Below are 17,359 nucleotides of genomic sequence, written 5' to 3' on the forward strand. Positions count from 1 at the left end.
TTAGATATCCAGATCTGTAATATGTTCTCGAAGCAAAACGACAATCTTGACCCGCAGACGTGGGCCAACTCCAAGGAACTGTCTGCGAGGAACACCGCGCCCTAATTGGTGCTTACGGGCGTACTTCACATTGGTTCCAATCACCACACGGCTAGCCGTTGCCTGGTACGTGATACTGCTTCGCATCCTGCCAGTGGATTGCAGGATCTTGAGGATGCGTGTGTTTTGTGCTTTAAAGCTCAGCGTGTAGGCTGAAAGCGGCTCCCAGCGGATGCCATAGGGATCAGTCTCGGTTTCAAAGCTCTCATCCACATCGGCAAGCACCTCTTCCCCGATGTCTGCCATGACGGGGTACAGATTTCCTAAATTCCGCTCAAGCTGACCCAGCAGGCTACGAACCTGCTGATCGTCGTATTCCATTGAGAAAATCGGCTCAGTCATGCATAAACAAAAGGGAAGGGCGATCGCCTCTAGGATGCCCTTCCCCCTTGATCCGTATGCAGCCTCAGCTTTTCAACTAGAACCAAATCCAATCCAGTTGCGCCCAGTTGAGTTGATTGGGGTTGAGTAGTGAGCTTGCGTAAACAAACGCCTCAGCCGTATGTGCGGTAAAGATTTCACTGGCGTAGGGGGACTCTTTATGTTCTGAAGTCATCCACCACTCTTTTGTTAACTGGTTGACCGCAGTGCCGGGAATCACACCACCATGCACCCGCCAGCAAGCAGCAGCATTGCCTTGCCCAGAGCGTTGTGCATGGGAGAACTCCATCTGATAGCCAATTCCAGGCTTTTCAATTAACTTGAGAACCTCCGGATCAACCGTTGCTTGAATATTCATCTCCCGCTGAAGCTCATCCGCTCGGGCCTGCAAATTGCGAATTGCCTCAATGACAACCGTTTTTTGCTCTGCTGTTGGGTTCTCTCCCAAGTAATCGTTTGCCCAGCGCCACAAATTATCATGCACGTTGGCGATCGCCTTCGGGTCAACAAAACTCATGCTATTCCTCTCTCCTGCAAATCTTGCTCAACTTTAGTTCTAAGTTCGGGGGATAGTCGAGCCAGCCCACTCTCTAGCACTTGCTGCCGTTCTTCCTGGGGTGTAGTTCCAGGTGCCCTCTGAAAACCTGGCTCTGCGATGGTGTAGGGATCAGGGGGTTGCTCGGCTTGCAATCCCATTTCCTTCAGTTGGCTAGCCTTGCGCGAAATGGCGCGGCATTTGCAGCCGTAAGCGCAGGAGGGGAACGCAACTGACCAGAATGGTTCATCAGCCGCAAACACCTTATTGTGTAGCTCCAGGTGGCGAGGACGCGGGTTTGGTGAATCTCCATGCCGCCATTGCCAATAGGGACGCAGCCGCCTGATTGCGGGACTTGTCATTTGTCGCCATCGCCCAGCCCCATAAGCCCGACGAACGGGCGTTTCAAAGATAATTCTCATCCGCCAATCGGGTGGACCCGCTGGCAGTGGGCTTGGTATCCAGCCGCGACGGGCAACTAGCCGCTCAAATTGTGCCAGAAAGGTATCAAATGAGTTGCCTTCGGCGATCGCCTGATCAATCAAGAACTGCATTGATTGCAATAGGTCGGCCCGAGTTAACCCCGCAACGGTGTAAGCAAAATCGTGCTGCTCTGCACTGAACTGGTTCCACTGTTCGGTGGGGATTGCGATCTTATTGCGAAAATAGGCGATCGCCTCAAGGGGAGGCAGGTTCAAATACTCAGGAACAGGGGGCATAGTACAGCTCTGGAATTAGGTCAGAATTGAGAACTCGGTCGTACTTCTCTTCTGTGGTGTGCCCATCCCAGCCGTAAAAGTAAGCGCCCAGGAAGCTGAAATTGTCGATTTCACTCATGGGCACATGCCAAGAAACTTGACCTGACGGCAATTCCAGGAACACGACGGGCCACTCTGGCTCTTTCGGATCAGCGCCTAGTCCGATAGTTAACTTGAGGCATTCAGCCATCTGAGCAATCAGGCTAATGCAGCAATTACGTTCCCAGTGAAGCTGCTCGATTCGGGCTTCAAGTTCAGCCTTTTCAGCAGCTTGTTTTTCCAGGAATGGTTGTAGAGTTTGCGCCAACTCTTCTTGTGTGGGATATCCGGCACCGGCAACAGGGTTCAAAATATAGCTCCTTCAGGGGGTGGTTGAGTGTCAACAGTTAAGGACTCACCTTCAACAACACTTACCTGAAAGAATTCCCTAACAGCCTTACTGCTTAGTGCAGCGTTTAAGTCCACAGGGCTTGTAGCATCACCAATCAAGTGCCCATGTTGGCCTGCAGATCTCCTCAAGATGTTCTTGAGGAATTCGACAAATGCCCCATCCCCCTGATATTGAATCGGGCTGATTTGGTGAGGAGTGCTTGATGCAAGGGAGACGACAATAACAGAGTTTGTACCTTTATGCGCTACTTGGAATTGGATCATAAATACCCTGAAGTTTTAGTCATCATAATCCTCATCATCTTGCTCAGCCTGCCGAATCCGCAACGCTCCTAGCGTGTAAAAGAAGTGTTGGCGATCGCCGTTATAAAAGTAAGTCATTGCTTCTTCATCTGCGAACCTCTCAAGTCCCATTGACATCACTTCAGTTGCGCTTGAACCGTAATCTTTGCCCACATACGGAGTTAGATATCTACCTGCAAAAGCAACTTCATCATCCTCATACTTTCTTATGGGATCGAGTTTTTTAAGTTTTTCTCGATTAATAGGTTCGGTTCTCCGCATATCGCGCCATTCCGTAGAAGCAGCAAGCAGCCGAGGATCGTAAAATTCCATCGCGTGCCCTAATTCATGAAACATTCGCCGCTTTAACTCTGTTTCAGACGTAGCTTTAGCGCCAATGCTGATAATCCCTGACTCGTTTGCATAAGCTCTAGATTCGGTTTTGTCTTGAATGATGGTTGTTGAACCAACGCGATCGCTGCCAACCAGTTGGTAAAAGTCGGTCATCATTGGGACAAGGTTACGCTGAGTTATTGTCCTAATCGAACTATCAAAAAACACTTTCGATTCAACTAACTGTTTTGCTTGCCTTGAATCAACTCCAGAGCTTCCTAGTAGCTCATTTCTGAGCCGTAGCATGGTGTTTTTGGTTGTCCTATGGTGGGACTTAACAGCGACGTTATAGCTTTCTAACGCAACTTGAAAATGCCGCTGTTCTCTATAAGAGCTTCCGGTTTCTCCTGCTTGAAATAGCTTTAGCTGGGCATTTGTCAAACGCCGCGTATAGCGATTCAGTTCGGCATCTACATCAACCTGGTCTTGCCTGCGGCTATTCAAAAACATTTGCCGCCCCAGTTCGGCGATCGCTCTGGGATGTTCTCTTTCTAGCTCAATCTCCCTATCGATTATATTTACCCATTCTGTGTAAGCCTTTGTAAATCCACGACCGCGTGGATAATCTGCTCGGCGGGGTGAAGGTGTTCGTCCGGGCAGCTCAATCCCCTTTTCTATCCCATCAGGCAGTACAAGCAAACTGCGGCGACTCCTAGCGGCTGGAGCAGGCTTAGGTGGGACGTTGCGCCCTGGCGTTGAGCGGGACTGACCCGCGTGGCACTCTTCACCCTGACTCATCCACCCTTCCCCACAGGGGACACCCTTGCGAGAATCAAGCTTTCCCAGGCGGCTATCCTCTCTCACTTGCTGGAATGCGGCGAGATAGGCAGGCGATCGCTCACCCAAACTATCTAGTTTGATGTCACGGGTGATTTCGCTCAACGCTTTATCCATTTGAGCCTTCATGCGCTTGTGAATTGCCTGAGAGCGACTATCGAATTTTGCCAGTTGTGCGGGCTGGTAGCTTCCTGACGACTCAGCAACCCTCCGCAGCTTCTGCATGGCTTCCAGATATTCGTTAGTTGTCTCTTGGACAATCCGCTCCATCTCATCCTTAAGTGCCCCTTCCCTACGGGTTTGGGACTGCAAAACCTTCTCCAGGGCACCCCAGCGCTCATTGATTTGGTTTTGTAAAGCCTTCTGTGATTGGGGAACTTTATCACCCCCCATTGACTGAATTTCTTTGGTTCGTTCCCTAAAATTGGTATTCAGTTGGTTGAACACTTCCCGCTGCTTTCGTGTTGCCAAACGTTTGGTTGCCTCACGGATGCGACGATCCTGGTTCTCTTCAGAAACCAGCCCCAGATCTAGCCCCTGACGGACTGAGGCAGAAAGGGCGATACCCTGCTCATCATCATCTACCAACTCCCCCGACCTCCGGGGTTTTGGCTGGGTTGCCTCAACGATTTTGTCTTGAGCATCCTGCATCGCTGCCTCACGTTCCTTAGCAATCCGCTCCATCGCCTCAGCGTTAACCCGCTGCTCAATGTCAGCCGTTCGCCGCTCAATTTCTTCGGCAACCTGCGCTTTGCCCTGAGCCGCTAACTCCTTCTGTGCCTCAGCAACCTGCTGTTTAACCTGCTCATCTGCTTCCCGGCGAACTGTGTCAACCTGTTGCTTTGTGCCCTGACGTGTTGCCCACACTCCCACACCAATGCCGCCCAATGCAGCCCCAACCCCAGTAGCGGCGATCGCTGCCCTGTTGTCATTCGGTTCTGGCGGCTTCTCTGGCAGTTTCTCAGGCGTTTGACCAGAGCGAGTTGCAGCAAGTGCTAGCCCAGCTCCGATGGCAGCAGCCCCAGCTAGCCCAATAGCGACCTTGGCAGAATCACCGTCAACTCCCAGCCCTACTCTTTTGCCGCCACTAGAGCTAGTGGAGCCAGCGTTTTTACTTCCCCGATTCCTACGCCAGTAGCCACCCCCATTAACCCTCCTATCCTCAACCCAGTGCTGCCCCGCTCTGCCCTTATCCAGACGACGCTGTTTAGCTGCCAGCATCCCTTCTAGATAGGGCTCGGGCATGATTTCAACCAGTACTGGATTTAGATGTTTGCCGTACAGGTAGGCATTGTTGAGAGTTGTCATGGGAGGGGCGATCGCCTTCATAGGGTTCGCTCTCTAGAATTCCCATTTCACAAACATCGCATTTTCCTAAATTCAGGGAAGCCTTTGCATAACATTGAATGGTAGCGATCTAATAATTCGGGATTATGGTACAAACTTTTAGCCACCAACTCGAAAAAATTAAACCTCAACTGAACGGAATGAACGAAGTTTTGGACGGAACGAATGAGGCTGTGAATGGTGCGCTAGTCGCCCTGACACGCCCAGACCACGATGAATCAGCTAGTCATTTCTTGAGAGAAGTTGACGCAACTGCTGCAAACAAAATTATTTGGACAAGAATTCAAAACACTCCGGTTACGAGTGTGAGCCAAGCTGCATTGTTCTGGAGTCCTGAAAAGAAATCTGTTTATAACTCGTTTGCCAGAGCCGTAGTAGAGCATGAAGACCTTTTCAAGCGGCTTGGAATGATCCTCATTACGAACGAAAAACAAGCCAAAGACTTCATTTATGAATGTTACGCAGGAGCTGGGCAAGCTTATGCTCAATTCCAAAAACGCCGCAAAGTCGCCGCTCTTTCGCGCCGCTGCGTTTTGTTTTTGGGATTGATGATCCAATCAAAACGCTCAAAAACAGCAGCGGATAAACTTAAATTGTCCTACCCCCTAAACGCCAATTCAATTTTTAAGCAAGCAGGACTCTTGCCGCCTGACACTCCAGACTCAATGCGAGGTCATAACCTCAAACGTAAGAAGACTATATCTGAAACAATTGCTGTTGAAGTGGGCGATCGCTCAGATATACAATTAGACCAATTTGGGATATCAATGCCATCTGAAATGTTAGATTTTGACGTTCAAATTCAAAGTCGTCAAGACTACATCAATGCCTTGCAGCAGAAGGTTGATGAGATGCAACAGCAGATTAGCCAAATGCAAATCATAATTCAGCAAAACAGTAATGAAGTGGCTGCACTGAAGACGGTCAAAGAGCTGCTAGAGCAGCAAAATAGTGAGTTTAACTTAGGTTTGACTCACAATTAGCAGCCCGTTCCCATTTTCCAATCGGCTCATATTCCCCATACCGTTTGCAATCCTTAGAAGGTATTCCTCTAGGGTAATTTCGAGTTGCTGCAAGTTCTCCACAGAACGCCGTAATCCAATTGGAATTTCACCTTCTAGGATTTCATCGCCCTCGACTTTGAGGGTAGAAACTGGTGTGCCGTTTTCCAGGATTTGAATGTGGAGCATTATTTTGTACCTTTTAGATTGTCATCAAGCACTTCGATGATGGAGCCAACCTTTTCATGCCTGTCTTCCATCAACTTGATACTTCTATCGAGCGTTTTCTCCATCCAGCCTTTCCGAACCTCTGGCATGGACAATCCGCCCAAAGTTTTTGCATAAATGCTCAGACTTCTAGCTGTTTTTGCAACAGGATTTTGCTGATGCAATTGCCTCAAGGTTTGATGGAAGGTATGAACGTTCTCCCTGTAATCTTCATCTTCTTCAATCGCCTTTAGAAAACCTGTTTGAACGTAACCTTCAAAAATGATTAGCGCCTCTGGAGTATCGTTGTTCAGGAGGGCAAAGCCTTGATCGATGCCGTAGAAGCGATCGCGGCGTTTATCATACATCAAGTTATTGGAGTGCCGATCTCCATTCCCTGTGAACAAATCTAGGGCCAAAATCTTGGATAAATCTTTGTGGACTATGGCATTAGCAAAAGCTCCTGCAAAATCATGTTGCACCAGTTGAATATCAACATCTTTGTAGGGGGCATCTTTCCCAAGATCGCCTAGAATTTTCCCTGATAACTTATCATGCAAAGTCCCACCAAAACCCTGTTCCTTGAAACCGGATACTAGCTTGTCTGGAACAAGCCGACTACGGTTCACTGGAATGCCAGCGGCGATCGCCATTTGGGACACTACAACCTCAGTTGCATCCTCCACACGGCTACCTATTTTGAAAAGGAACCGCTTCCCGTTGGGGGCTTTGACAAAAAATGAGGGGTTTATTCCAGGTGCGTGACGCTTATTTGCCTTGTCATCTCGCTCCAGCAATTTGAACTCTTGCTGAGGGACAAAGGCACTGCGAATTTCTTTGCGAAATTGATTCTCAGCCTGCTTTGCCTTGCCAACGCGACACTCTTCCCCTTGGCTCATCCAGCCCTTGCCGCAGGGCACACCATCAGCATCGAGGCGGCTGCCAAGCTGCTGAAGCAGGCGATCGCCAGCCTCAATGTACTCCTCGATGTCATCGGCATCGGTGCGCTCATCCTCCTCGACCTCACGGTTCACTTCATCACGGCCCGCCAGCTCACCCAGCGACATCATTAGCGCCAAATTCTCGGCAAACTCATCCGGGTTTAACTGCCCAAATAGCTCAGGCAGGCGATCGCGAATCCCCTCCAGTGACCCACCTTGACCCTGTTGTAGCCCTAACCAGTCCCTAACCTGACCCACCCATGACCCAACTGTAGCCCTGGAGCTGGCGATCGCCTTGTCGGTGATGAAGTCGGCTAAGTCTTTGGCATCGAGGGGAGATGAGGGGTTAGACTCCTCAATGATTTTGGCATTGACGTAGGAGTGCAGGTAGGCAGGCAATGCTTCTAGTAGCTGCTGGCTGGTCATCCCAGGCTGGCGATAGCGCTCAACGGTTTCTGAAATTTGCTCACCTGGATCTGGAGCGTACACCAGTGCCTCACCATCAACAGTGACGGTGGTTAGAAGTTCCTGGACATAGTAGATTCCAACTTTCATGACTGAACCAACTGCTTGACACTACGATTTTGGGATTCCCGCATTTGCTTGACCACCTTCATCCGTTTTCTGAAGCCTGTAAGCGCTGTTCTAAATGCTTTCGGGTTAGAACTTAGCGCGGCTCTGATTCCGGCTTCTGCCTGCTTCTGCTGAGCGATGAAAAAGTCTAATTCCTGATCATCAAACTTGAGCGTATCAATGTTGCCGTATCTGATGAAGGAATTGCTACTCGGCATTTTGGTGGAAGGAGGAACCATGTGCATATTGGTTTTTTTGATGCCTCCAGGCAATTCTTGGGAGAATGTGACGAACCCTGAATCAGCCCCAGCATCATGAAAAGTGAGGGCATTATCAATTAATTTAAGTTCACCATCAGTAGTTCTGTACAGGTTCATGGTGTGCCGGTCGGCGATGTTGTTGAGGTAGTCGTACATCACCAGTTTCTTAAGCACTTTCGGCTCAATAGACTGAATAACTTCCTTGGCGTAGCTATTGCTATCCACTTTTGCTTGCTTAATTTGTAGCTGCAAATTCTCCTGTAGCTGCGAAGTTTCAATACGCTTAACCCGAAAATCTCCAGAAGATAGCTCTCCTGATTTGTATTGTGCTTTGAGTTGATTTTGCTGCGCCTCAACCTGCTCAAGATTCACTCTTAAAGCCGCAATTCGTTTGATATTTTCAGCAGAACCTAGACCAACTGGAGAGCCTTCCAAAAATGGGGATGCAACATGGTCTACACCACCAACTTTCATAACTTTTGCAGGCAGTACATAACTTTCTAGTCCGTAAGCCTGAGCCACATTGTAGGAGGCAGCTTCACGGTAGGAAAGTTCAGCGGGTTGCTTCTTGACAAAGTATTTGCGATCGCCAACTTGCGCGGTGAACAAGTCGTACCCTGACGGTGTTGCATCAGAGTGGTTTAAAGGTTTTAGATTGCTCTCAATTTCCTGATTGCTAGGAAATGCGTAGGCTGAACCCTTAAATTGCTCGGTCGTTGCCTCTTCCCCTTTAGCCTGACTCTGGGCGATCGCCATCCCACCACCAATGACGCTAGCCGCCGCAACTCCTGCGCCAACTGTAGCAATGACTTTCCCGTTGTTTGACTCTGCCTGTGATTTGGAATGAGCGATTACTGCTCCTGCGCCAATAGCGGCGATCGCCGCTCCCGCTGCCCCTGCTGCCCAGGCTTTATTTGTTGAAGCACTGTTGCCAACCTTTCTACCAGCTCCGCCCGGATTCTTACGCCAGTAACCACCCTCTTTTACCCGTTTGTCATCAACCCAATGATGCCCTGGTTTCGTTTGGGTTTGAGCATCTAAACGGGGAGATCCCTCGTTGTCCTCACGAAAATGCTCTAGTCCAGTAAGCCTTTTCAGCTTGGACACCTTTTTGACAACCGCCATTTGGTCGGGCTGTAACTTCCTCTTAAGGCTCCAACCAATCTTCGCCTCAGTAAGGTCTTGCCCATCGCTGAGATCAACTTTTATGTAGTAATCTACAGAGTCATCGTCAGGTGAGTTTTCTCCAAATTCAAGGGTTTTCTCAATTGAATTGGCTTTTTCAATAGGTGCAACAGACCGCCAAGCGCTCTCATTAATTAGATACTTGAGCGATTCAACGTCTATTTCCTCACCCTCTTTGAAATCCTTGATTTTTCTCGCTTCTATGATAAAGCTTAAAGATGTGTCGTGAGGTTTTGACTGAGGCGATCGCTCTGCTGAACTATATTTTGCAATTCTTTCTTCAGAATAATCGATTCCTTGTTGGCTGTATTTGGCTACTCCTTGGCTGAATTCCATCGCAAATTCCAGCTCTTGATACTTAGGATCGGTTGGCTCTAGCTGGCTCATCTCGGCTTGCAAGCGCTTCACTTCTTTCTCGTAATGCGCCTTCTCTGACTCGAAAACCGCCTTTTCTGCCATAGTCACATCTACAACAGTGGGTTTTTTGAACTGTTTAGGTGTTTCTACAACCCTCGATGGCTCAGGTTTCGGCTGCTCTTTGCCAACCTGGGCGATCGCCGCCCCACCCGCAATTCCAGCCGCCGCAATGCCTGCCCCAACCGCTGCAATTACCTTCTTGGATGGTTTCCCGCTTTGCTCCCCTGCCTGTGACTTGGCATAGGCAACAGCCCCAGCTCCAACCGCTGCAACCCCGGCGATCGCCGCTCCAGCCGCTATAGCTTTACCAAAATCACCGCCAGATGCACTGCTACCTACCTTTCTGCCAGCTCTGCCCGGATTCTTACGCCAGTAACCACCCTCTTTTACTCGCTTGTCATCAACCCAGTGGTGCCCAGCTCTAGTTTGAGTTTGAGCATCTTGGCGAGAGCGATCGCCCTGCAAATCGACGGTTTCAACTTTTGGAATACCCCGTGAAGTGAGGACGTGGAACGCATCAGGATTTGCTTTTATCTGGTGATGCGACCTTACTTGTCCTTTTTCACAAGCAACAATCATGCACCTTTCATCTACAGGAATGTTCTCATCTACCCATTCCTGAACTGGTTTGCCGCTGACCCCATTGCTAAATTCCCAGTCAGCCCCAGGTTCACCCTGCCCGTGCCCCATTGCAATGTGCTGCACATGAGTTGGAATGCGGTCTTTGGTATCAACCAGGGTTTTCAACAGAATCGACAAAAGCGGATCTTCGAGCTGCCCTTTCTCTACGTTATGAATGGGCTTACCCACAATCTGAGAAGCTTCCTTCACCATTGCCGCGCGTCTCTGTTTGGTGAAGTAGAAGTTACCCTTAAACGCATTTCCAGGGAACCACTTATCTCTAAATGCAGCCCCATCTACAGGCGTTGACTTATCCCAGCCCCTCGGAACTTTGACATCGCCAACAGGCGGATTTTTGCGCCAGTAACCTTTGTTTTTGACATCCTCATCGTCAACCCAGTGGTATCCAGGCTTATGACGGGGACCATGCTTCGCATCTTGGCGCGAGCGATCACCCTGCAAATCGACGGTTTCAACTTTTGGAATACCTCGTGAAGTGAGGACAGGAATCGATTCTGGAGCTTGCCTTGTTTGGTGATGTGTTCTCACCAGCCCATCTTCACAGGCATCAACCATACAGGTTTCACCTTCAGGAATGTTCTCATCCACCCATTCCTGAATTGGTTTGCTCGAAACCCCGTTGCTGAATGACCAATCAACCCCAGGCTTACCCTGCCCGTGACCCATAGCAATGTGCTGCACATGGGGCGGAATCCGGTCTTTGATATCAATCAGAGTTTTCAGCAGAATTGATGCGGTCGGATCTTCAAGCTGCCCTTGCTGTACGTCATAGATGGGCTTACCCACAATCTGAGAAGCTTCCTTCACCATTGCCTCGCGTCTCTGCTTGGTGAAGTAGAAGTTGCCCTTAAACGCATTTCCAGGGAACCACTTATCTCTAAATGCAGCCCCATCTACAGGAGTTGACTTATCCCTCGGAACTTTGACATCGCCAACACGCGGATTTTTGCGCCAGTAACCTTTATTTTTGACATCCTCATCGTCAACCCAATGGTATCCAGGCTTGTGGCGTGGACCATGCTTTGCATCTAAGTGGGTGTGTTCCTCATCACCCCTGCTTTTCCAATTGGAAAATGAGGAATCTTCCCGATCTAGTTCTTCCTCTACATATTCCAGTGGACGAGAAGGACTATGCGCTCTCAGGCTGTTGAAGGGATTTTTTTTTAGCTTTCCTTTGAACCTGCGAGGCGATCGCCTCTCGGGTGGTTCCTCCCCTTCATCCTCATTCTTCATCGTGCAGGCACAGGTATCGTCGCAGTCCTTGCGGTATTTGCCCTGCAACTCAGCCAGCTTGACCTCCTCCACGCCTCCAAACATCTCGCGGGGGATATGCCTCAGATACAGTGCAACAGCCTCCTGAGACGTTCCTACCCCAATCACCAGCTTTGATTCATCCAGCGTGTAATCCCGCTTGAGCTGCCGAATCTTGTACACTCTGGGGCTGCTCAAGTCACGACCTACGTACACATCGACTGACATCCCATCTTCAGCATCCCCGTAGCTGCCAAACAGATTGCCGTAACCTGCAAACATCGGGTACCCGTTGCGAAACTCACCCGATTCATGAGTGACCCCAATCCGTAAGCCCTGCCACTTCAGCACATATTTAGCTTTATCAGATGAGTCTTTACGCCCTGCGCCAGCGATCGCCAGCACTTTGCCGTTACCATTTTGGGAGTTGATGTCATTCGTGGGGACATCGGAGGGAGCGGCGGCACCGTTCCCTCCTTCTGCGTCGGGGAGCTGCGGCTCATCGCCGAAGTTGCCGTAATCATCAAAAGCTTCAAGACTGGCTTCTTCCTCAGCCTGCTTCTTGTTCCACAGCTTTTCATCTAGCTCAGTCTCAATGCTGTATTCCGACCCAGCAAAGCGGCTCGATCGAATCTCATCGACCAGCAGCACATTCATATCTTTATAGGTGCGGTCGATGTTCGATTGCTTCTCGCGCTTGGTTAGTTTTTCCTCTTCAGTTTCCTCGACCAGCGGTTTGTACTCCAGCCCCCAATCCTCTGGCATCTTGCCTCTGGTCGGACCATCTTGAGCCAGCCAGATCAGATCGAACAAACCCGTTTCCTCTGGCGATCGCAGCTTGGGAGTATAGTCAGCCTCCTGGTAAGCGTTGACCATCTTCGCCCAGACCCGTTCTTCACTATCGCCTGTGCCCTGAGCGGCAAGGCCAACCGGCCCGCGCCCAAAGATGACAGTAACGGGCATTTCCGAAGCACCCACCAGCGGCACCTGAAATTTGTCCAGCAGTTCAGGTAAGCCAGCCATCGAACGGTTGACAGGTTCACATTGCTCGTCTTCAGCATCTTTGACCAACATCTTCAGGTTGCTCTTGGTCTTACGGATCACCCGTAAGCGGTGTTCGAGCTGCCTCAGTGACTGTTCATCACAGCGCTTTAGCATTTCGCTCAAACCCTTGATGCCATAGACGAACAGGCTAGCTTCCTCTGCCAGATTGGTAATAGCACTGCTGATCTGCTCGTAGCGGCAATAAGTTTCAAACACTGGGTCAAGCGACGATAATCCCCAGCCCTCATTGCGCTCTAGAATGTCGGGCGGCATTTCCACGCCGTCAAACCGGATCACCCTACTGTGATGAATCCTCAGCCCGATTCCCTCTTTCTTATCCTGTTGGGCTAAGTCCTGAAACCTTCGAGCAGAGTGATTTGGCAAAATTAGCTCATACTGTTCTGGCTCTAGCGGATCATCAAACCCTGCTAGATACGGGCGAATTTTGTGGCGGTCAAGCACCACCAGCTTACGAATTCTCTTCAGGCTAGCGGTTCTAAGCGGCTGATCAATTGGTTGCCCATCTTCTGAAATAATGACGATCGCCGCGCCACCATATAGCCGTGCCCAGCGCCCTGCCACCCTAAACTTTTGGCGCACCCCCAGCCGTTGTTCATACTTCTGGAACTCGGTGATGCGCTTGCGATCGCTCGTCTTACCCCCCATCTTGATAGTCAGCCACTCACGGGTAGCTTCATCGGGGTATTTGTTGCAGATATTGCGGCAAATCCACGAACCTTGATACAGGTTCTCCAAATGATATTTGCCCAGCCGTTTGACGCGCCCAACGGTGGTATTAGCGCTCTTGTCGTACTCTGGATCTCCCATGCCAGTGATGGCATTCTCCAGAACGCCATCAAAGCGAAGTTCCTTGTCACTGATGTTTTCGGCTGCGCCCATGCTGCGGTTCCGGGGGGTTCTCTACTGCCCTTCAGAATTCCCAATCCGCAGATCTGGCTAGATTCAGAGGCGATCGCCTCCTAAAATGTGCAAAAAATTAGAGCAGTTGAACGCGATCGCCTCTCATGCCATTAATCAAATGTGAATGTTGCCGCAAGGAATGGGTGACTTACTCCTATCTGCTCGCCCAGTTCATCTACTGCCCAACTTGTCGGATGAATACGTGGCACTACGAATTGCCTCACTTTGAGCGCTTACTCATCACACCTAGCGTTCAACTGGAGCAAGTTGTAGCTCAAATCCAGATGGAGCAAGAATCGTAGGGTTTAGGGCGATCGCCTTCCCGCAAACGGGAAAATGCCAAAGGGAATTCTGAAAAGCAGGATATCTCAGTTTTTCCTTCATTAACCCTATGCCTCTAAACCTGCAAACTTCGCGGGCCAGACAGCAAGTAGTTGAACCTCTAGCGGTTCAATTAATTGCTAATCCGCCCCTTGAAAATGACACGGCTGACACGATTGTGCATCAGGTTGCAACTTCTCCAGTTGCCCCTCCTGCATTCACCGTTGCAGTCAACACAACGAACGATAGCAACATCATCTCCGGAGCTGACCTATCACGGCTGCGCCCTGGTGATGCGATCGCCCATGCCAATATCACTGGCTCGATTACTGCTGTAGATCTGACGGTTACTCCACATCAGGCAACGGTTAGCACCAACGCGACGGCAACCGGGGCGATCGCCGCTCTAAACGTAACGCCGCCCAGCTTCAACCTATCTCTGTACCAAATTGTTGCAACTCACCAAGCGTTTGAAGGTGACTCGGCTGGAACGCTCTACGTCACCCTCGATGTTTATGCAACAGACGGCATCAACGCGGCTGATAGCAATGGCGACGGCAAAGACAATACCGACCTGACCACCAAAACCCAGGTTGGCACTGTCCAGTTTCAGCTTGTGATGGACACCGTTCTTGCTAACGCCCGTGTGCCTCGCACCTAAGCCCTAGCCTCTAACTCCAACTCCGATCATTTGACCTCTAACTCCGATCATTCAGCAGAAATCGAACAATGGCAAAACAGTTATACAAAACAGTTCGCGGCTTGACCGACGCTGTACTCAAAACTCCAGACGGCACCCTATTGGTACTCCCAACTGCCGCTGGTGGTGTGTTCAACCCCGGTATTGAGATTCAGGAAATTGATGCAAGCAGCCGACTAGGTGAGATGGTTCTAGTCGATACCTATGCGATGGCGCGTAAACCTACCATCAAACTCGACTGGAAACAGAAAAACCTGACCCTACTTGCAATGCGTTTGGGTCTGGAATTCCAGCCCACCACAAACGCTAATGCGAAAGTGGTGAACAACGGTTTGCTGATCACCAAAAATGAGTACAGCCCTGCTTCCAATGGCTTTGAAGGTTTCGGTATGGTTGGCGACCAGGAACTAGCTCTGGCTGCTGTACTGGCTGAGAATGACTTACCCAAAAAGCTGACCCGCCAGCCGTTCAACAGTTTTAACCCCGCTATCCCTAACACCTTCGCGCAAGGAGTCAACGGTGGTAGCAAGTGGTCAAACAATTTGATCGGCAAATACGTCGCGTTTGAATTCCCTCAGATTCTAGCTAATGCAATTCAGCTCACTGAAAACTCCTACGCGGATTTCTCAGTCACGATGATGACCATCATGCAAGACCGCAGCATCATGCAGTGGGACTTCCCTTCTGTATCCGTGAAGCTGGATGAAGGCGAAATCAACTTGATTCAGCCTGAAATGTCCCTCACCTTCCGGGTTCAAGATGATGGCTCAACCTGCCTGTCCTACGGCATCACCTACAAAGGCACTGCACAACGCCGCCGCTGCGTATAGGGATGAGCAAAAAATACGAGGAAATAGAATATCCTGATGGTCGGGTAGTTTTCATTGGAAAATTGCCGCGATCTAGATTGGGTGCTTTAGAGGTGATGCTTCACAAAATCCAGCAGCGCTGGCTGGAGTTTCAACGATTTAGCACCCTTTTAATCAAGGATGAACCAAGCTGGGAGATTTTCAAAAATGTCGCAGCTCTATTTCCTCGTTTTGACCGCCCCGGCGAGTGGGGCTTTGATCTTGACTCCCTCAGAAATGATGTTCTGCAACTAGAATCACTGTTCTTATTCCAATCAGAAAATGGGACATATACCGCTTGCAGGCTAATGGCAATGCACGTCTACGAACCATTGCCGCGCCCAGAACCAACTGAGGAGCGATCGCCCATCCAACCGACTGATGACCCTGACATGGACTTACTAGCCAGTCTTTCGGTTGGGTTTGAGAGTGCCCAAGAAGCTTTTAGTATTTACGACCGACTTGACGCTCAATCGATTGACCGATTCCTGTTCATGGTGGGTGAATTGCGCCGTGACCCAGAGGAACGCGAGCAGGAGGAGCTAGCAGAAGACTATGCTGGCTGGAAAGAAGAGAACGGGACTGAATTCAAGCAATCACTCGGCATCAAGTTCGACCTGGCTAGCCTGCCCGATGCCCAGCCCGAACCAGCAGAACCTAACTAATTAGACTGACTACTAGATTGAAAGCATAAGTTGTCCACTGGACAACTTATGCTTTCAAAATGACTTTAGGACAACTTATGCTGTCAGTCACGTCCGGCAGACTGGCGATCGCCCCGATGCTTCGCGTTAAAGCTCTCCCTCGTATGCTCAATTTGCTTCGATAACTCTGCTGGAGTTTGCGGGATTGGGGTATCTAAAGCCTCTGGGATGAGTTCTTTTAAATGTTCTCGATCCTCTGCCGTTAGCTTGCGAGGCACGATTAGATAGGCTGTGCCACTCACAGTTTCAAAGTCAAAGACGTGGTTGCTGTTCTGGTTCATGGCGATCGCTCCATGAGGAGGTTCCCACCAGTAGACTATGGGTTCCCCTTTTAAGTTTTTCCTTTGCTCAAACCTAATTTCGCCGTTCTGCCGCAGTATCCGGCAAGTCAGGCTGACATTTCCGTGACTGGTGTTTAGTGCGGTAGCAATGCCGCTAACAGTAAGTTCTTTGCCTGGGGAACCCATCAAAAGTTCCAAAACTCGCTTATCAATACGTTTCTTAGAAGGGCTTTTTCCTACCTTCTCGCGGATAAACCGCCTTGCCGCAGAGATCGCCTTCTGCGAGTCAAGACGGTTGGGTAACTCAGCTTGCAGCTCATCATTTAGCCAAACTTCAGAAGAAACGTGTCCTTTCTTGCCGCCAAAAACTCGAATCTCATAGCCTTCAAAGGCAACGGTCAGAACCTTTTCAGCACTTTCGGACATGCGATCGCCTAATCCACTACTTACTCTTCTGTGGCAATTGGTATTTTAGCGAACTCCACGAACGTTGGTAGATATAAAACATCTCCCGTGTTGGGGTCGATCAAAGACGGTTTTTGGTACAACTCCTTTGTCAACTTCACATCATGCAAACAGTAAGCTCTAACCATTGCCTTACGCCCATAGAACCAGTCGATTGGCGCATCTTTCCCTGATGCCATTTTGCCGTAGCCTAAGTTTAGTCGAGCCATGTATTCGAGCTTGTACGACCATCCTCTAGGCTTCTCACTTGCCGCCCAAGTATCGGGCAATCCCGCAGCTCTGCGGATTGCCACCACCAAATCATAGGTGGTTTTGATTTTGATGCCGTTTGCTTCACACAACAAGTCATCAAAATAGGCACCGCTGAAGGCGACGATGTTCTCATGATTTCCTACAACCTCCTGAAATAAGTCAAATCCAGGGAGGTGCGGATCATCCTCCCCAAATATGAAGTAGCGATCGCTCTGAAAACTGTAGGCAGCAATGACCGAGATTCCCATGTTCTCGAAGTCTCGCCAATCCCGTGCCCACTTCTGGATCTTGGGATGCCGTTTGGCAAGATATTCATCATGAATAGGATTTTTCATCTCGCAGTCATAAACGAGAGTAGGCGCACCTGGGGAGAAAGACATAGAT

The 17,359-nt window shown here is 49.8% G+C and carries 15 protein-coding genes; 5 read left to right on the forward strand and 10 right to left on the reverse strand.

Features of this window, described 5'->3' with window-relative positions:
- The 5 genes from H6G00_RS01510 to H6G00_RS01530 form a co-directional block, all read right to left on the reverse strand.
- Window positions 1–441, reverse strand: coding sequence for a phage virion morphogenesis protein (locus tag H6G00_RS01510; protein WP_190795334.1), 441 nt, complete (start codon window positions 439–441; stop codon window positions 1–3).
- Window positions 442–517: 76 nt separating this feature from the next.
- Window positions 518–997 (reverse strand): hypothetical protein, encoded by a 480-nt coding sequence (locus tag H6G00_RS01515; protein ID WP_190795335.1) that lies wholly within the window; start codon window positions 995–997, stop codon window positions 518–520.
- The gene (locus H6G00_RS01520) at window positions 994–1,734 is read right to left on the reverse strand and encodes a phage minor head protein (protein ID WP_190795336.1); all 741 of its coding nucleotides are present in this window, start codon (window positions 1,732–1,734) and stop codon (window positions 994–996) included. The genes H6G00_RS01515 and H6G00_RS01520 overlap by 4 nt, the downstream gene beginning before the upstream one ends.
- Complete coding sequence (locus H6G00_RS01525) at window positions 1,718–2,122, reverse strand: hypothetical protein (RefSeq protein WP_190795337.1); 405 nt, start codon at window positions 2,120–2,122, stop codon at window positions 1,718–1,720. The genes H6G00_RS01520 and H6G00_RS01525 overlap by 17 nt, the downstream gene beginning before the upstream one ends.
- Before the next feature lie 320 nt (window positions 2,123–2,442).
- Complete coding sequence (locus H6G00_RS01530; RefSeq protein WP_190795338.1) at window positions 2,443–4,923, reverse strand: hypothetical protein; 2,481 nt, start codon at window positions 4,921–4,923, stop codon at window positions 2,443–2,445.
- A 125-nt stretch (window positions 4,924–5,048) separates the two neighbouring features.
- Here H6G00_RS01530 and H6G00_RS01535 point away from each other — a divergent pair, with 125 nt between their 5' ends.
- Window positions 5,049–5,945: a hypothetical protein gene (locus H6G00_RS01535; protein ID WP_190795339.1), complete on the forward strand. Its 897-nt coding sequence runs from the start codon at window positions 5,049–5,051 to the stop codon at window positions 5,943–5,945.
- Here the strand turns inward: H6G00_RS01535 and H6G00_RS01540 are convergent.
- From H6G00_RS01540 to H6G00_RS01550, 3 genes are read right to left on the reverse strand one after another with little or no spacing between them, the layout of a single operon-like run.
- Window positions 5,925–6,152 carry a hypothetical protein gene (locus H6G00_RS01540; protein WP_190795340.1) on the reverse strand — a complete coding sequence of 76 codons (228 nt, stop codon included), beginning with the start codon at window positions 6,150–6,152 and terminating at the stop codon, window positions 5,925–5,927. The genes H6G00_RS01535 and H6G00_RS01540 overlap by 21 nt on opposite strands.
- Window positions 6,152–7,666, reverse strand: coding sequence for a hypothetical protein (locus H6G00_RS01545; protein WP_190795341.1), 1,515 nt, complete (start codon window positions 7,664–7,666; stop codon window positions 6,152–6,154). The genes H6G00_RS01540 and H6G00_RS01545 overlap by 1 nt, the downstream gene beginning before the upstream one ends.
- Window positions 7,663–13,383 (reverse strand): phage portal protein, encoded by a 5,721-nt coding sequence (locus H6G00_RS01550; RefSeq protein ID WP_190795342.1) that lies wholly within the window; start codon window positions 13,381–13,383, stop codon window positions 7,663–7,665. The genes H6G00_RS01545 and H6G00_RS01550 overlap by 4 nt, the downstream gene beginning before the upstream one ends.
- A 125-nt stretch (window positions 13,384–13,508) precedes the next feature.
- Here H6G00_RS01550 and H6G00_RS01555 point away from each other — a divergent pair, with 125 nt between their 5' ends.
- The 4 genes from H6G00_RS01555 to H6G00_RS01570 all read left to right on the forward strand — a co-directional run bounded on the left by H6G00_RS01555 (window position 13,509) and on the right by H6G00_RS01570 (window position 15,938).
- Entirely contained in the window at window positions 13,509–13,706 is a 198-nt protein-coding gene (locus H6G00_RS01555; protein WP_190795343.1) for a hypothetical protein, read from the forward strand.
- 89 nt (window positions 13,707–13,795) lie between these two features.
- Window positions 13,796–14,386 (forward strand): hypothetical protein, encoded by a 591-nt coding sequence (locus H6G00_RS01560; protein WP_190795344.1) that lies wholly within the window; start codon window positions 13,796–13,798, stop codon window positions 14,384–14,386.
- A gap of 68 nt (window positions 14,387–14,454) precedes the next feature.
- Window positions 14,455–15,255 (forward strand): hypothetical protein, encoded by an 801-nt coding sequence (locus H6G00_RS01565; protein WP_190795345.1) that lies wholly within the window; start codon window positions 14,455–14,457, stop codon window positions 15,253–15,255.
- 2 nt (window positions 15,256–15,257) lie between these two features.
- Window positions 15,258–15,938, forward strand: coding sequence for a hypothetical protein (locus H6G00_RS01570; RefSeq protein WP_190795346.1), 681 nt, complete (start codon window positions 15,258–15,260; stop codon window positions 15,936–15,938).
- A gap of 83 nt (window positions 15,939–16,021) precedes the next feature.
- Here H6G00_RS01570 and H6G00_RS01575 read toward each other — a convergent pair whose 3' ends face one another.
- Window positions 16,022–16,684, reverse strand: a complete 663-nt coding sequence (locus H6G00_RS01575; protein WP_190795347.1) for a hypothetical protein — start codon at window positions 16,682–16,684, stop codon at window positions 16,022–16,024.
- A gap of 20 nt (window positions 16,685–16,704) precedes the next feature.
- Window positions 16,705–17,355, reverse strand: coding sequence for a hypothetical protein (locus H6G00_RS01580; protein ID WP_190795348.1), 651 nt, complete (start codon window positions 17,353–17,355; stop codon window positions 16,705–16,707).
- Between the last annotated feature and the right edge of the window lie 4 nt (window positions 17,356–17,359).

The organism is Leptolyngbya sp. FACHB-541 (assembly GCF_014695875.1).
Taxonomy (GTDB): Bacteria; Cyanobacteriota; Cyanobacteriia; order Elainellales; family Elainellaceae; genus JAAUTN01.

Excerpts from the sequence above, each read along its gene's own strand:
- H6G00_RS01510 (WP_190795334.1), bottom strand. The coding sequence starts at position 441 with ATGACTGAGCCGATTTTCTCAATGGAATACGACGATCAGCAGGTTCGT.
- H6G00_RS01515 (WP_190795335.1), bottom strand. The coding sequence starts at position 997 with ATGAGTTTTGTTGACCCGAAGGCGATCGCCAACGTGCATGATAATTTG.
- H6G00_RS01520 (WP_190795336.1), bottom strand. The coding sequence starts at position 1,734 with ATGCCCCCTGTTCCTGAGTATTTGAACCTGCCTCCCCTTGAGGCGATC.
- H6G00_RS01530 (WP_190795338.1), bottom strand. The coding sequence starts at position 4,923 with ATGACAACTCTCAACAATGCCTACCTGTACGGCAAACATCTAAATCCA.
- H6G00_RS01535 (WP_190795339.1), top strand. The coding sequence starts at position 5,049 with ATGGTACAAACTTTTAGCCACCAACTCGAAAAAATTAAACCTCAACTG.
- H6G00_RS01540 (WP_190795340.1), bottom strand. The coding sequence starts at position 6,152 with ATGCTCCACATTCAAATCCTGGAAAACGGCACACCAGTTTCTACCCTC.
- H6G00_RS01545 (WP_190795341.1), bottom strand. The coding sequence starts at position 7,666 with ATGAAAGTTGGAATCTACTATGTCCAGGAACTTCTAACCACCGTCACT.
- H6G00_RS01550 (WP_190795342.1), bottom strand. The coding sequence starts at position 13,383 with ATGGGCGCAGCCGAAAACATCAGTGACAAGGAACTTCGCTTTGATGGC.
- H6G00_RS01555 (WP_190795343.1), top strand. The coding sequence starts at position 13,509 with ATGCCATTAATCAAATGTGAATGTTGCCGCAAGGAATGGGTGACTTAC.
- H6G00_RS01560 (WP_190795344.1), top strand. The coding sequence starts at position 13,796 with ATGCCTCTAAACCTGCAAACTTCGCGGGCCAGACAGCAAGTAGTTGAA.
- H6G00_RS01565 (WP_190795345.1), top strand. The coding sequence starts at position 14,455 with ATGGCAAAACAGTTATACAAAACAGTTCGCGGCTTGACCGACGCTGTA.
- H6G00_RS01570 (WP_190795346.1), top strand. The coding sequence starts at position 15,258 with ATGAGCAAAAAATACGAGGAAATAGAATATCCTGATGGTCGGGTAGTT.
- H6G00_RS01575 (WP_190795347.1), bottom strand. The coding sequence starts at position 16,684 with ATGTCCGAAAGTGCTGAAAAGGTTCTGACCGTTGCCTTTGAAGGCTAT.
- H6G00_RS01580 (WP_190795348.1), bottom strand. The coding sequence starts at position 17,355 with ATGTCTTTCTCCCCAGGTGCGCCTACTCTCGTTTATGACTGCGAGATG.